Genomic DNA, 13,854 nt, shown 5'->3' with positions numbered 1-13,854 from the left:
AAATGATACCTATCTTAAAAATTATAACTAAAAACTATAAATAATAAAAAACCTACAAACAATAATTTTTGTTAGTTTTGTCATTGCGAGGAACGAAGCAACCGCACTAAAATAGTTAAGCTAAAGTTTAAGCGACAATGAGATTGCTTCGTTCCTCGCAATGACTTAACAATAAAATTATGAAACCAGGTTTTGTTTATATTATTACCAATAAATACCAGACCGTCGTTTATACTGGAGTAACATCAAATCTCCCAAAAAGAATTTTAGAACATAAAAACAAAAAATATCCAAAATCATTTTCAGCTCGTTATGATGTAAATATTTTAGTTTATTACGAACAATTTCAATGGATTGAAGATGCAATAACAAGAGAAAAACAAATAAAAGCCGGATCAAGAGAAGCGAAAAACAATTTGATACGTTCAATAAATCCAACTTGGAAAGATTTGTTTGAAGAAATTGAGGATATAATGATTATATAATAAAATTGTAATGGAAAAACATCGTGAGATTGCTTCGTTCCTCGCAATGACCGAAAAAAATAAAAAAATAATACTATTTGATGGAATTTGCAATCTATGCGATTCGGCGGTGCAATTTATTATCAAACATGACAAAAAAGATGTTTTTAGATTCGTTGCTCTACAGTCAGAATTGGGGATTTCTATTTGTAAACATTTAGGAATCAGTTTTTCTAAAATGGACAGTATTATTTTGTATGATCCTGGAACAGCATATTTTTATAAATCTTCGGCCGTGATTGAAATTGCTAAAGATTTTGGTGGATTTTGGAAATTGATTTTAATTTTCAGAATTGTACCTATTTTTATTAGTGACCGAATTTATGATTATGTCGCAAAAAACAGATACAATTGGTACGGAAAGAAAGAGAGCTGTATGATTCCCACTCCGAAATTGAAAAGCAAATTTCTTTAAATTTTTAATTCCAATTTCCACATTATTGTCATTTCGACGAAGGAGAAATCCTCGCAAGTAACTCCGTAACGAAAACCCATTCTTTGTCGAGCTTCTCGCGAAGATTTCTCCTTCGTCGAAATGACAAACAAAGCGGAAAAATCCAAATAAAAATAAAAATCCCAAATTCACAATCCCGAGGCTTCGGGAGGAATTTGGGATTTTTTTATTGAAAATTAGATCGTATTATCTAATCAATTTTCTGTATTTCAAACGTTTCGGAGTTAAATCACCACCAAGACGTTTCTTTTTGTTTTCTTCATAATCAGAGAAACTTCCTTCGAAGAAATAAACTTCAGAATCTCCTTCAAAAGCTAGAATGTGTGTACAAATTCTATCCAAGAACCATCTGTCGTGAGAAATAATTACTGCACAACCAGCGAAATTCTCCAAACCTTCTTCAAGAGCTCGAAGTGTATTTACGTCAAGGTCATTCGTAGGCTCATCCAGTAAAAGTACGTTTCCTTCTTCTTTCAAAGTCATTGCTAAGTGCAAACGATTACGCTCACCACCTGAAAGCATTGAAACTTTTTTGTTTTGCTCTCCACCTCCAAAGTTGAAACGTGATAAATAAGCTCTAGAATTTACTTGCTTTCCGCCCATCATAATCAATTCCTGACCGTCAGCAAAATTTTCCCAGATTGATTTATTCGGATCAATATTAGAATGCGATTGATCTACGTAAGCGATTTTTACCGTTTCACCAACTGAAAATTCACCACTATCTGTAGCTTGCTCATCCATAATCATTTTGAAAATAGTCGATTTACCAGCACCGTTTGGTCCAATAATCCCAACAATACCAGCTTGTGGCAAAGTAAAGTTCAAATTATCATACAATAATTTATCACCAAAAGCTTTTGCAACATTTTTAGCTTCAATTACATTTGTTCCTAAACGAGGACCATTTGGAATGTAGATCTCTAAATTCTCATCAAGTTGTTTTTGATCTTCATTCAATAATTTATCGTAATTCTGTAAACGCGCTTTTTGTTTAGTCTGACGACCTTTTGCACCTTGACGAACCCATTCCAACTCACGTTCTAAAGTTTTTCTACGTTTAGAAGCCACTTTTTCTTCCTGAGCCATACGGTTTGATTTTTGATCCAACCAAGAAGAATAATTTCCTTTCCATGGAATACCTTCTCCTCTATCCAACTCAAGAATCCAACCCGCAACGTTATCCAAGAAATAACGGTCGTGCGTTACTGCAATAACAGTTCCTGCATATTGTGCCAAATGCTGCTCCAACCAAAGTACTGACTCAGCATCAAGGTGGTTAGTAGGCTCATCAAGCAACAGTACATCAGGCTGTTGTAATAATAAACGACATAAAGCAACACGACGGCGCTCACCTCCTGAAAGGTTTTTAATTGGCGTATCTCCTTCTGGCGTACGCAAAGCATCCATTGCAATTTCTAATTTTGTATCGATTTCCCATGCACCAAGCGCATCAATTTTGTCTTGCAATGCTGCTTGACGGTCCATCAATTTATCCATTTTATCTGGATCTGAGTAGTTCTCTTCAAGACCGAATAAATCATTAATCTGGTTGTATTCTTCTAAAACAGCCATCGTTTCTGCAGCTCCTTCGCGAACAACTTCGATAACAGTTTTAGAATCATCAAGAATTGGTTCTTGCTCTAAATAACCTACAGTATAACCAGGCTGAAAAACAACATCTCCTTGATAGTTTTTATCAACCCCTGCAATAATTTTTAAAAGAGAAGATTTTCCAGAACCGTTAAGTCCCAAAATACCAATTTTAGCTCCATAAAAGAAACTCAAATAAATATTTTTAAGTACCGGTTTGTCTGCTCCCTGATAGGTTTTGCTCAATTTCTGCATTGAGAAAATTACTTTCTTATCGTCTGACATTTTCTATATTTTTTATTTATTATTCTTATTTTAAATTGTAAGCAAGTTCAAAAATCAAACCCTGCCTTTTAAAGCATTAAAAACCCATGCATTAGCCAAGAAACCAACTCCAACAGCACCAAATCCCCAGCCAGAAACATCACTGTATCTAAAGATTCCAAGACCTATAAGCAACAATCCCATAAGCACCATTATAAAAGTAGCCCATCCTAAAACGGTATTTTTATTCATTCCCATAATTGTGTAATTATTTTTTAATCTGATTAATTTTTAGAAAGGCAAATATCGTGAATTATTACGGCTTAATTAAATATTTTATAGAGCATTTCTTTAAGTAAATCTGATTGAGGTAAAGCATTGGCTCCTACACCTTTACTCTTAACATCAATATCGCGCAACGCCCCAACAATCTGACTTACTTTTCGCATTGGATAATTTTTAATCGCCAAATCGTATTCTTTCAAGAAATATGGATTTACTCCAATGGCAGCCGCAACGTTTTTTGGATTTTTATCTTTTAAACCATGATACTTTAAAAGCTGTACGAAGAATCCAAATACTAATCCAGTAGTCATTACTAAAGGATATTCTTTAGGATTATGTGCAAAGTTTTCTGCTATTTTATAGGCTTTCAACTGATTGCGTTCTCCAATTGCTTTTCGCAATTCGAATACATTATAATCTTTGCTAAAACCAATATTTTCCTCAATATGCTGAGGCGTAATCATCGTTCCTTGTGGTAAAATAATCTGCAATTTTTCAAGTTCGTTATTGATTTTACTCAAATCTGTTCCTAAAAATTCAACTAACATGGCATTTGCTTTTGGGTCAATTGTATATTTTTTTCCCGCTAGAACACGTTTGATCCAGTCTCCTACCTGATTTTCGTATAATTTTTTGCTTTCGTAAACCAAACCATTTTGAGCTAATACTTTAGTTACTTTCTTGCGTTTGTCAAGTGTTTTGTATTTATAGCAAAAAACCAAAACCGTAGTTTCCATCGGATTATTGGCATACGATTCAAGCTTATCAATATTTCTGGATAAATCTTGCGCTTCTTTTACAATAACAACTTGACGTTCAGCCATCATAGGATAGCGCTTGGCCGTTGAAACAATATCTTCAATTGAAACATCTCTTCCGTATAAAACTGTCTGGTTAAACCCTTTCTCCTCTTCAGCAAGAACATTCTCCTCTATATATTCAGATAATTTATCTATATAATAAGGTTCTTCACCCATTAAAAAATAAATTGGCTTGATATTTCCTGCCTTGATATCGTTAACAATTTTTATTACTTCCTCCATTAAAAATTTTGTTTCAAGTTCAAAGTTTCTCCCGAAGTCTCGGGACTAGTTCCAAAATTTGAAACTTTATCCCGAGACTTCGGGAGAAACCTGAAACTATTTTATATTTTTGCTTTATGCAGCAATTAAATTTCCCAGCTTACACTTTCCGATTCAAAAATAGCGAAAATAAAGTGTCTATTTTTGATGAAATCAGAAAAAAATTTATCATTCTTACCCCAGAAGAATGGGTTCGGCAACATGTTGTTCATTATTTAATCAACGAAAAAAAATATCCAAAATCGTTGATAAATGTTGAGAAAGTTTTAAAAGTCAACGGATTAAGAAAGAGATATGATGTTGTAGTTTTCAACCCAGATGGCTCCATACACATACTTGTAGAATGCAAAGCGCCCGAAGTAAAAATCTCTCAGGCAACTTTTGATCAAATTGCTCGTTATAATATGACAATGCAGGCACGGTTTTTGAATGTCACAAACGGACTAAACCATTTTTATTGTCAAATGGATTTTGAAAACGAAAAATATGAGTTTTTAAGAAGCCTGCCTGATTATAAAGAAAACCATTAAAATAAATAATTTAGAAGCTTTTGGATAAAATAGCAGTTGTCATTTTAAATTGGAACGGAGTAAAATTGCTTGAGCAGTTTTTACCCTCTGTTATTCAATTTTCTGAAGAAGCGACAATATATGTTGCCGATAACGATTCCATGGATAATTCAGTTGAATTTGTTCAACAAAATTTCCCTACAGTAAAAATTGTAAAAAATACTGGTAATTATGGTTTTGCAAAAGGTTACAACGATGCGCTGAAAAATATTAATGCAGAAATTTATGCTTTAGTCAATTCAGATATCGAAGTAACTAAAGATTGGCTTAAACCAATTATTGAAACTTTTGACAATGAAAAGCAAACCGGAATTATTCAACCAAAAATCCGTGATTTTAAAAACAAAGAATATTTTGAATATGCTGGTGCCGCAGGTGGTTTCATAGATAAATTTGGTTTTCCGTTTTGCAGAGGAAGAATTTTTGAGACTGTAGAAAAAGACAACGGTCAATATGATGAAAACCGCGAATTATTTTGGGCTTCTGGCGCTTGTTTTTTTATCAGAAAAAATGTTTTTGATGAATTAGGAGGTTTTGATGAAAGCTTTTTTGCTCATCAGGAAGAAATCGATTTATGTTGGCGCGCTTTGAATGAGGGACATATTATAAAGTACAATTACAAGTCTCTTGTTTATCATGTGGGTGGCGCAACGCTCCAGCAAGGGAATCCAAAAAAAACGTATCTAAATTTTAGAAACTCGCTATTAATGCTTGTCAAAAATTTACCCAAAAGAGGATTGTTCTGGGTAATTTTTCTTCGAATGGTTTTAGATGGCATTGCAGGTATCCGTTTTCTTACACAAGGGAAATTCAGCCATACTTTTGCCATTTTAAAGGCACATTTCTCTTTTTATTGTCTATCTTTAAGGTATCTGAAAAAAAGAAAAGATTTTCAAATACAGCAATACTATGCCGTAAAAAGCATCGTTTTTCTGTATTACATCAAAAAATTACTGGTTTTTAAAGAAATCTTTAACAGTAATCAAAATATTAAAAACTAAATTTGTAATCAACGTTTAATTAAATATAATACCTATGAGAAAAATAGTTATCGCACTATCAGTATTAATGGCCTTAACTTCGTGTGTATCGAAAAAGCAATACGCAGCACTTGAAGCTAAGAACAAAGAGACACAAGACTTATTAAATTCTTGTACTGTGAAATTAAATTCTTGTCTAGAAGAAAAAGCTGGTTTAGCTGCTACAGTTGAAGGCTTAAAATCACATAACCAAGATTTGATCAACAGTTCTAAAGATTTGACTGTTTTAACTACTAAAGGAGCTGAAAACCTAGAAAAATCATTGGAAAGCCTAAAAGAGAAAGACTTAAAAATATCAAGACTTCAAGATGCTCTTACGAAAAAAGACAGTGTAACTTTAGCTTTAGTTACAAGTTTAAAAGGAGCTGTTGGAATCAACGATCCAGATATCGAAATCAATGTTGAAAAAGGAGTTGTATTTATTTCTATCGCTGACAAATTGTTATTCAAAAGCGGAAGTTATGACGTAAGCGACAAGGCAAAATCTGTTTTGGCTAAAGTTGCTAAAGTTGTAAATGACAAACCTGATTTTGAATGTATGGTTGAAGGACACACAGATGACGTTCCTTACAAAAGCAACGGAGTTTTGTTAGACAACTGGGATTTAAGTGTTAAACGTTCTACTTCAATTGTTCGTGTTTTAACAAACGACTTAAATGTTAACCCTGCAAGATTAATCGCTGCTGGTAGAAGTTCATATGTGCCATTAGTTGCTAATGACAGCCCAGAGAATAAAGCGCGTAACAGAAGAACTCGTATCGTGGTTATGCCAAAAATCGATCAGTTCTACGATATGATTGAAAAAGAAATGAAAAAACAAGCTAAATAATCCTTGTTTGACATATCATAAAAACAGAAAAAGCAGGTCTTACGACCTGCTTTTATGTATCCTTAATTTTTTTAATAACCAATTAAATATAAATCAAGAATAGCATTATTTTTAATCAACTAACTAAATTTTAACTATAATAAAGTTAATGATTATTTTTTAACATTTACACAATTTCAGTTTTTTTTTACAAATACACCATGTTGCTAGTTTCAAAATTACAATTATTCTATCCCATAATTTAAAGGCAACATATCTCCAACTCTCTTTTCCGAAATTTTCCCTGAAAAAAGTATGTCTTCAATATTTGAATTATTTCCATATTTGTAAATATAAAAACTATTTGTTTCAAAAGTAATCTTCGAGGCTTCTTTTTTATCAAATATTAGATTATAAACCGCTACAATTTTTTTTGAGTTTAGATTTGTATTTCCACTTTTATCCTGATCAATTAATTCTACTTTTGCAAAATCGCCTTCTTTGGTTATTTTGAAGCATTTAGTTGGATCCTGAATATATTTACCTTTAAACAATAAAAACTTCTTCGCTTCCCATTCTGCATCTGCTAAGTTTCTGAAAAACTGAATTTGAGATCCCTGAAATGTTTTTTCTCGTTTTTTTAAAACTTTAGCACTATTATCAATTTCTTCAAATCGGCTTACGCCACCGTAAAAATTCTTAAATGCATCTAATGAATTAATACTAAATCTATTAAAAGAAACTTCAAAAATTACCAACTCAAAATTAATTTTATATCCTAAGGCCGGATTTATAATTACCAAAGGTTTATCTGAAGAGGCTGTAAAAAGTAAATTCTTTTTATCATAATTAAATTTAATATCATCTTCATTTGTAATAATTGCTGATTTCGCATTACTGGTTTTTCCCAAAAAATATTCTCTAAACAATTTTAATTTCTGTGCTCTTGTAAACTCATTATTATTTTTAACAACAACTTCTTTAAGTTCATTTTCCGAAATTTTCATTTTTATATTTAATGGTTTCGAAGCATCTAACCCCGATAGATACTCGGTCTGATATCCAAGTAAGCTAATCACTAAAATACTATTAGCATTAGGTTCATATTTGATAGAAAATTCCCCATAAGCATCTGAAACTGTTGAAATCGTTGTGCCATCATAGTAAATATTCACACCTTCTAACGGAGTATTATCTTTGCCTGTAATTTTACCATTAAGATTATGTTGCGAAAATATAGCAACCGCAGAAAACAAAAATAAAAGAGTTAGAAGTTTTTTCATTAAAGTCAAAAGGTTTGGTTAATCATCTACTAATTAACCAAACCTTTTTGTATTTTCCTAATCAATCTATTTGTTTTCTTACAAAATATCAATATCGCCTTTACCTTCTCTCACGATAACTGGCTCATGTTCTGATAAGTCTATAATCGTCGAACCCACATTATCACCATAACCGCCATCAATTACTAAATCGACCAGATTTTGCCATTTTTCAAAAATCAATTCGGGATCTGTTGTATATTCAATTACATCATCTTCATCACGAATCGAAGTCGAAACAACAGGATTTCCTAATTGGCGAACTATTTCCAAAATTATATTATTATCAGGAACACGAATACCAACAGTGGTTTTCTTTTTGAACTCTCTTGGCAAATTATTATTTCCTGGCAAAATAAAAGTATACGGTCCTGGCAAAGCTCTTTTCAAAATTTTGAAAGTCGATGTATCAATCTGACGAACATAATCTGATAAGTTGCTTAAGTCATGACAAATAAATGAGAAATTTGCTTTCTCTAATTTGACGCCTTTAATTTTTGCAATTTTTTCTAAAGCTCTTGAATTGGTAATATCACAGCCCAAACCATAAACAGTATCTGTCGGATAAATTACCAAACCGCCGTTTTGAAGCACTTTTACAACTTTTGCAATTGCAGCTTCACTAGGTTTATCTGGATATATTTTTATGAATTCAGCCATATTATTTTTTGTTTCAAGTTTTTTGTTTGTTTCAAGTTTCAAGTTTGTCAGGCTGAGCGGAGTCGAAGCCCACGTCTAATTGGAGCGCCCTTCGACTTCGCTCAGGGTGACAAATGTTTTCAAAACTTGAAACTGTATATTTATCCCACTACATCTAATTTAGCAAATCTTAGCAAGAGTTTCTTAATTCCGCCTACTTCAAATTTGATTTCGGCTTTTTTATCAGCGCCAACACCTTCTAAATTAATCACTTCGCCTTTCCCGAAACGTTCGTGCATTACAACATTTCCAACAGTCAATTTGCTGTCAAATAAATTCGGAGCGCCAGCATTCGGATTTGTTCCACCAACTGGTTTTAATTTGCGAATATTTAGATCCGGTTTCAGATTATTGTCTGTAATATGTTTTGGAGGTGTTCCTCCTATTGGTTTAGCCAATCTCAATTTAGATTTATCAACATCACCAAAAATATCACCGTCAATTGGTGATTTATAACGATAGTTACTTTCAGATGGTGTCAAATATTCCAAATACTGTCCGTCAATTTCTTCAATAAAACGAGATGGTTCGCTATCTGTCAATTTTCCCCAACGATAGCGCGATTGTGCATACGTCAAATACGCCTGATGTTCTGCACGAGTTAAAGCTACGTAAAATAATCGACGTTCTTCTTCCAATTCGCTTCTTGTACTCATACTCATAGCACTCGGAAACAAATCTTCTTCCATACCCACCACAAAAACATGAGGAAATTCAAGTCCTTTTGCCAAGTGAATGGTCATTAACGCTACTCGATCTTCATCATTGGTATCTTTATCCAAATCAGTCGCCAGCGCCACATCTTCCATAAATTCCGAAAGCGCGCCACGAGCTCCATCAATTTCTCGCTGACCTTCAGTAAAATCCTTAATACCGTTTAAAAGCTCTTCAATGTTCTGAATTTTCGCCATTCCTTCTGGTGTAGCATCTTTTTTCAATTCTTGAACCAGACCAGTTTTTTTTGCAACATGGTCGGTTATATAAAAAGCATCTTGATTTTGATCAATTACCTGAAAACTCTGAATCATCGTCACAAAATCTTTCAATTTGTTTTTAGTTCCGGTATTCAGTTTCAAATCGATTTTATCAATATTCACCATTACTTCCCAAATCGAACGCTTATAATGATTGGCCGCAATCGTCAATTTCTCCACAGTTGTATCTCCAATTCCACGTGCTGGATAATTGATCACGCGAATCAAAGCTTCTTCATCTTTTGGGTTAAGAACTAAACGCAAATAACACAAAACATCCTTAATTTCTTTGCGTTGATAAAATGACAATCCGCCATAAATTCGATACGGAATATCTCGTTTTCTCAACGCATCCTCCATTGCACGCGACTGCGCATTAGTACGATACAAAATAGCAAAAGCGCCATTATGCAACTGATTCTGCATTTTCTGTTCAAAAATCGTACTCGCTACAAAACGGCCTTCTTCAGCATCGGTCAAACTCCTGTGGACTTTAATTCTTGGCCCAAATTCATTTGCAGTCCAAACCACTTTATCCAGCTTGGTTTTGTTATGTTCCATCACCGTATTTGCGGCTTCCACAATATTTCGCGTCGAGCGATAATTCTGCTCCAAACGAAACATTACCACGCCTTCATAATCCTTCTGGAAATTCAAAATATTATTGATATTCGCGCCACGGAAAGCATAAATACTTTGCGCATCATCTCCAACTACACAAATATTTTGAAATCTGTCTGACAAAGCTCTAACAATCAAATACTGAGAGTGATTGGTATCTTGGTACTCATCAACCAAAATATATCGGAAACGATCTTGATATTTCGCCAAAACTTCTGGAAATCGAGTCAGCAACTCATTGGTTTTCAATAATAAATCATCAAAATCCATTGCGCCTGCCTTGAAACAGCGCTCTACATATTGCTGATAAATTTCTCCCAATCTTGGTCTTTTTGCCATTGCATCGGCTTCAACCAATTCTGGATTATTAAAATACGCTTTTACCGTAATCAAGCTGTTTTTATAACTAGATATACGTCCTAAAATCTGTTTTGGTTTATAAATGTCGCGATCTAATTGCATTTCTTTTATAATCGAAGAAATCAATCTAGCAGAATCTTGAGAATCATAAATGGTAAAATTGGAAGGATATCCCAAGTGATCTGATTCTGCACGCAGAATACGTGCAAAAATCGAGTGAAAAGTTCCCATCCAAAGGTTTTTAGCTTCAGATGCTCCCACAATATCCGAAATCCTGTGCTTCATTTCACGCGCTGCTTTATTGGTAAAAGTCAGCGACAAAATATTGAAGGCGTCAACTCCTTGAGCCATCAAATAAGCAATTCTAATTGTTAAAACACGAGTTTTCCCCGAACCTGCACCAGCAATAATAATCATTGGCCCGTCTTTCTTTAAAACAGGCGCTCTCTGCGCTTCGTTGAGCTGGTCAATATATTTCTGCATGTAATTTATCTCCTTTTAGGCAAAAATAAGAATTAATGATTGAAAAAGCTACTAAGATTCTGAGGTTCTGAGATGCTAAGTTTTTTTCTTTTTTGAAGCCAAAGAATAGGCATTTTATAAACATGGTTTCCCGCTTTCGGCTTTATCTCTCCATTTCATTACGAGGATATCGCCTCAATCGGGGCTAGATTCAAACAATTTTTTTTGAGATTCTAAGTGACTAAGGTTCTGAGATGGTAAGATTTATACTTTTTGAATCAGAAGAGAAAAACCTTAGCATCTCAGCATCTCAGTCCCGAAGGTTCGGGATAGCACCTTATTTAAAAAACACATCATAAGCAAATCGAATCAAAGTTCCCACAACAACAACCAAAAAGAAGATCCTAATAAATCCATTTCCTTTATTAATTGCCAGTTTTGCACCAAGCCAACCTCCAAGTCCGTTGCTTATTGCCATCGGAATTGCAATTGCCCAAATGATTTTTCCTTTAATCATAAACAAGCAAATCGAACCAAAATTTGTCGCCAAGTTTACCATTTTAGCATTCGCCGAAGCGTGCAAAAAATCGAAACCTAAAAGCGCGATAAAAGCAACTACAAAAAAACTTCCTGTTCCTGGACCAATAAATCCGTCATAAAAACCAACAATCATACTGATTACGACTGCATAAATAATTTGAGTTGTTTGAGAATGATCTTTGACAACATGTTGACCAAAATTCTTTTTTGCATATGTATAAATAAACAGCAATGACAAAACCACAAGCAAAAGCGGTTTCATGAAATCGTTGCTAACCATTGTCAAAACAGTAGAACCCAAAAAAGCCGACGGGACCGCCAGACACATCATAATGATCAACAATTTCCACTGAATAACAACTTTCTTTAAATACTGAAAAGCTGCAAAAGCTGTTCCCGTGAAAGCCGGAATTTTTAAAGACCCAATTACAGTTGAAACCGGTAAATTTGGCAATAAAATCAATCCCATAGGAGTTTGAATTAATCCTCCACCACCAACAATTGCGTCAATAAATCCGGCCGCAAAAGCGGCTAAACAAAGAAGAATAATTATGTATGAATCCATTAAAAGTAGTTTTGTTCAGATTTTGAAAACCAGTTGCAAAAATAAGTTTTCCGTTTTGTTTATTACCAAAAATTTAAAATGGATTTCTCATCAAAAAGTATATTTTTGCTAAAAAATTTAACCCAAATGGATTTTACAAGAATTATAGAATTAGCCAGTTATACATTACCTGCAATTGTAACAGGATTTGTTGCCTACAGTTTTTTTGAACTGCATATTAAAAACAATGATAAAAAGCGTGCTTTTTTATTGAATAGAGATTACCAAAAGCAATCATTGCCAATTCGACTACAAGCTTATGAGCGCATGACGTTGTTTTTGGAGCGTATCAATTTGACTAAGTTATTAATTCGAATTGCTCCTATTTCTCAAAATAAACATGATTACGAAAACTACGTAATTGACCAAATTGAACAAGAATTTGAGCATAATTTAACACAGCAAATTTACATGTCTGATGAATGTTGGACAATTATCACAACGGCAAAAAATGCTACAATCCAATTAATTCGCAAAGCTGCGATGAGCGATAAAGTTGAAAATGCGGATAAACTTCGTGAAGTTATTTTAAATGATTTATTAGAAAAGCAATCGCCTAGCAATGCTGCTTTGGGATATATTAAAAACGAAGTTGCAGAGCTTTGGTAAAAAAATTTTAGAATTTAGATTTTAGATTCTTTCACTAGCAATCTAAAATCTAAAATCAACAATCTAAAATTACCTATTATCACTCATAACTTCAGACTTATTCTGAGCGTATTCAAAACCTTGTTCCCACCATTCTTTCATTACTTCTTTATTAAAAATCAAAGCATTATCAGTAAGTTTTGTTGGCGTGTAATATAAGTTAAGTTTTACATTCTTATTGTTTGCCATAAGTTTTCCTATAGCAATATCATGTTTTTCTACTTGATCTAAAGCAATTCGGAACAAATCAATCATTAGTGAAAACGGATTTTTACCAATAACTGTTTTATCCATATTTACTTCGGTTTCTAATATAATCACATCAATTTCTGTGGCGCCACGATTAATTGCTTCCCGAATTGGTACTAAACTAGAAAATCCGCCATCGCCATATTCATAATTATTTTTCTCAACCAAACTCATAAACGGAACATAATTACTAGAAATCCAAGACCATTCTACAAACTCCTCATACGTACAATCTTTAACCGATTTGTATTCTGATTCGTTTTTTGTGAAATTGGTAACCGTAACTATAACGTCCGTTTTTAATTTTTTAAGTTTATTAAAATCCGATAACGAAAAATTATTTCGAATGTATTTTCTCAATCCTTTGCTCTCGCCAAAAGTTCTCTTTCCTTTAAAAAATTGACGCAAAACATTCAAGTGATTAATTGTCACGATATCAACGCCTTCTTTATTTTTAACCACAAACGGGCAAATATTAAAAATACTTCCCATAGTGACATTAGTATAAACCGAGTGAATTTTTTTGATATGCCCCAGAGCCAAATGAGGAATCAACAAACTTCCTGTTGAAGTGCCTAAAAACAAATCGTATTCATGATTTTTTTCTTCGATTAAATACTGCGCAACTCCGCCGGCAAAGGCGCCTTTACTTCCGCCGCCAGAAATAACTAATGCTCTCATAGATGGTATTGTAGGTTTATTTTTTTTTAGAGAATAGAGCCAAGAAGCAAGAAGAAAGAGTTAATATCTAAATCT

At 33.5% G+C, this 13,854-nt stretch carries 14 protein-coding genes; 6 read left to right on the top strand and 8 right to left on the bottom strand.

Features of this window, described 5'->3' with window-relative positions; translation table 11 throughout:
* Positions 1 to 179 precede the first annotated feature (179 nt).
* The gene (locus FND99_RS01170) at positions 180 to 485 is read left to right on the top strand and encodes a GIY-YIG nuclease family protein (protein WP_144336171.1); all 306 of its coding nucleotides are present in this window, start codon (positions 180 to 182) and stop codon (positions 483 to 485) included.
* A gap of 10 nt (positions 486 to 495) precedes the next feature.
* Complete coding sequence (locus tag FND99_RS01165; RefSeq protein ID WP_144336170.1) at positions 496 to 939, top strand: thiol-disulfide oxidoreductase DCC family protein; 444 nt, start codon at positions 496 to 498, stop codon at positions 937 to 939.
* 225 nt (positions 940 to 1,164) lie between these two features.
* On the opposite strand, the gene ettA is transcribed toward FND99_RS01165, so the two are convergent.
* The 3 genes from ettA to holA form a co-directional block, all read right to left on the bottom strand.
* Complete coding sequence (gene ettA, locus FND99_RS01160) at positions 1,165 to 2,856, bottom strand: energy-dependent translational throttle protein EttA (RefSeq protein ID WP_144336169.1); 1,692 nt, start codon at positions 2,854 to 2,856, stop codon at positions 1,165 to 1,167.
* Between the two features lie 54 nt (positions 2,857 to 2,910).
* Positions 2,911 to 3,093, bottom strand: a complete 183-nt coding sequence (locus FND99_RS01155) for a CAL67264 family membrane protein (RefSeq protein ID WP_144336168.1) — start codon at positions 3,091 to 3,093, stop codon at positions 2,911 to 2,913.
* Positions 3,094 to 3,158: 65 nt separating this feature from the next.
* Positions 3,159 to 4,163, bottom strand: coding sequence for a DNA polymerase III subunit delta (holA, locus tag FND99_RS01150; RefSeq protein WP_144336167.1), 1,005 nt, complete (start codon positions 4,161 to 4,163; stop codon positions 3,159 to 3,161).
* Between the two features lie 116 nt (positions 4,164 to 4,279).
* Here holA and FND99_RS01145 point away from each other — a divergent pair, with 116 nt between their 5' ends.
* Genes FND99_RS01145 through FND99_RS01135 form a run of 3 tightly spaced genes read left to right on the top strand, consistent with a single transcriptional unit; the run spans position 4,280 to position 6,640 of the window.
* Complete coding sequence (locus tag FND99_RS01145; protein ID WP_144336166.1) at positions 4,280 to 4,732, top strand: type I restriction enzyme HsdR N-terminal domain-containing protein; 453 nt, start codon at positions 4,280 to 4,282, stop codon at positions 4,730 to 4,732.
* 20 nt (positions 4,733 to 4,752) lie between these two features.
* Positions 4,753 to 5,772 carry a glycosyltransferase family 2 protein gene (locus tag FND99_RS01140; protein ID WP_144336165.1) on the top strand — a complete coding sequence of 340 codons (1,020 nt, stop codon included), beginning with the start codon at positions 4,753 to 4,755 and terminating at the stop codon, positions 5,770 to 5,772.
* Between the two features lie 34 nt (positions 5,773 to 5,806).
* Entirely contained in the window at positions 5,807 to 6,640 is an 834-nt protein-coding gene (locus FND99_RS01135) for an OmpA/MotB family protein (RefSeq protein WP_144336164.1), read from the top strand.
* A gap of 224 nt (positions 6,641 to 6,864) precedes the next feature.
* Here the strand turns inward: FND99_RS01135 and FND99_RS01130 are convergent, their stop codons facing one another.
* The 4 genes from FND99_RS01130 to FND99_RS01115 all read right to left on the bottom strand — a co-directional run bounded on the left by FND99_RS01130 (position 6,865) and on the right by FND99_RS01115 (position 12,162).
* Positions 6,865 to 7,902, bottom strand: coding sequence for a carboxypeptidase-like regulatory domain-containing protein (locus tag FND99_RS01130; RefSeq protein WP_144336163.1), 1,038 nt, complete (start codon positions 7,900 to 7,902; stop codon positions 6,865 to 6,867).
* Between the two features lie 78 nt (positions 7,903 to 7,980).
* Positions 7,981 to 8,601 (bottom strand): L-threonylcarbamoyladenylate synthase, encoded by a 621-nt coding sequence (locus FND99_RS01125; protein WP_144336162.1) that lies wholly within the window; start codon positions 8,599 to 8,601, stop codon positions 7,981 to 7,983.
* Between the two features lie 140 nt (positions 8,602 to 8,741).
* Positions 8,742 to 11,078 carry an ATP-dependent helicase gene (locus FND99_RS01120; RefSeq protein ID WP_144336161.1) on the bottom strand — a complete coding sequence of 779 codons (2,337 nt, stop codon included), beginning with the start codon at positions 11,076 to 11,078 and terminating at the stop codon, positions 8,742 to 8,744.
* Positions 11,079 to 11,394: 316 nt separating this feature from the next.
* Positions 11,395 to 12,162 (bottom strand): sulfite exporter TauE/SafE family protein, encoded by a 768-nt coding sequence (locus FND99_RS01115; RefSeq protein WP_144336160.1) that lies wholly within the window; start codon positions 12,160 to 12,162, stop codon positions 11,395 to 11,397.
* Between the two features lie 126 nt (positions 12,163 to 12,288).
* Between FND99_RS01115 and FND99_RS01110 the strand changes: the two genes are divergently transcribed.
* On the top strand, positions 12,289 to 12,810 hold the full coding sequence (locus FND99_RS01110; RefSeq protein ID WP_144336159.1) for a DUF7935 family protein: 522 nt from the start codon (positions 12,289 to 12,291) through the stop codon (positions 12,808 to 12,810).
* 69 nt (positions 12,811 to 12,879) lie between these two features.
* On the opposite strand, the gene FND99_RS01105 is transcribed toward FND99_RS01110, so the two are convergent.
* On the bottom strand, positions 12,880 to 13,779 hold the full coding sequence (locus FND99_RS01105) for a patatin-like phospholipase family protein (RefSeq protein ID WP_144336158.1): 900 nt from the start codon (positions 13,777 to 13,779) through the stop codon (positions 12,880 to 12,882).
* Positions 13,780 to 13,854: the final 75 nt, after the last annotated feature.

The sequence above is a fragment of the Flavobacterium daemonense genome, from assembly GCF_007341385.1.
Taxonomy (GTDB): Bacteria; Bacteroidota; Bacteroidia; order Flavobacteriales; family Flavobacteriaceae; genus Flavobacterium; species Flavobacterium daemonense.
The sequence above is the reverse complement of the archived record's forward strand: the minus strand, read 5'-3'. Positions and strand labels throughout refer to the sequence as shown.

Coding starts and splice junctions, on each gene's coding strand:
- FND99_RS01130 (WP_144336163.1), bottom strand. CDS start 7,902: ATGAAAAAACTTCTAACTCTTTTATTTTTGTTTTCTGCGGTTGCTATA.
- FND99_RS01135 (WP_144336164.1), top strand. CDS start 5,807: ATGAGAAAAATAGTTATCGCACTATCAGTATTAATGGCCTTAACTTCG.
- FND99_RS01105 (WP_144336158.1), bottom strand. CDS start 13,779: ATGAGAGCATTAGTTATTTCTGGCGGCGGAAGTAAAGGCGCCTTTGCC.
- FND99_RS01165 (WP_144336170.1), top strand. CDS start 496: ATGGAAAAACATCGTGAGATTGCTTCGTTCCTCGCAATGACCGAAAAA.
- FND99_RS01115 (WP_144336160.1), bottom strand. CDS start 12,162: ATGGATTCATACATAATTATTCTTCTTTGTTTAGCCGCTTTTGCGGCC.
- FND99_RS01125 (WP_144336162.1), bottom strand. CDS start 8,601: ATGGCTGAATTCATAAAAATATATCCAGATAAACCTAGTGAAGCTGCA.
- FND99_RS01145 (WP_144336166.1), top strand. CDS start 4,280: ATGCAGCAATTAAATTTCCCAGCTTACACTTTCCGATTCAAAAATAGC.
- FND99_RS01110 (WP_144336159.1), top strand. CDS start 12,289: ATGGATTTTACAAGAATTATAGAATTAGCCAGTTATACATTACCTGCA.
- ettA (WP_144336169.1), bottom strand. CDS start 2,856: ATGTCAGACGATAAGAAAGTAATTTTCTCAATGCAGAAATTGAGCAAA.
- holA (WP_144336167.1), bottom strand. CDS start 4,163: ATGGAGGAAGTAATAAAAATTGTTAACGATATCAAGGCAGGAAATATC.
- FND99_RS01155 (WP_144336168.1), bottom strand. CDS start 3,093: ATGGGAATGAATAAAAATACCGTTTTAGGATGGGCTACTTTTATAATG.
- FND99_RS01120 (WP_144336161.1), bottom strand. CDS start 11,078: ATGCAGAAATATATTGACCAGCTCAACGAAGCGCAGAGAGCGCCTGTT.
- FND99_RS01170 (WP_144336171.1), top strand. CDS start 180: ATGAAACCAGGTTTTGTTTATATTATTACCAATAAATACCAGACCGTC.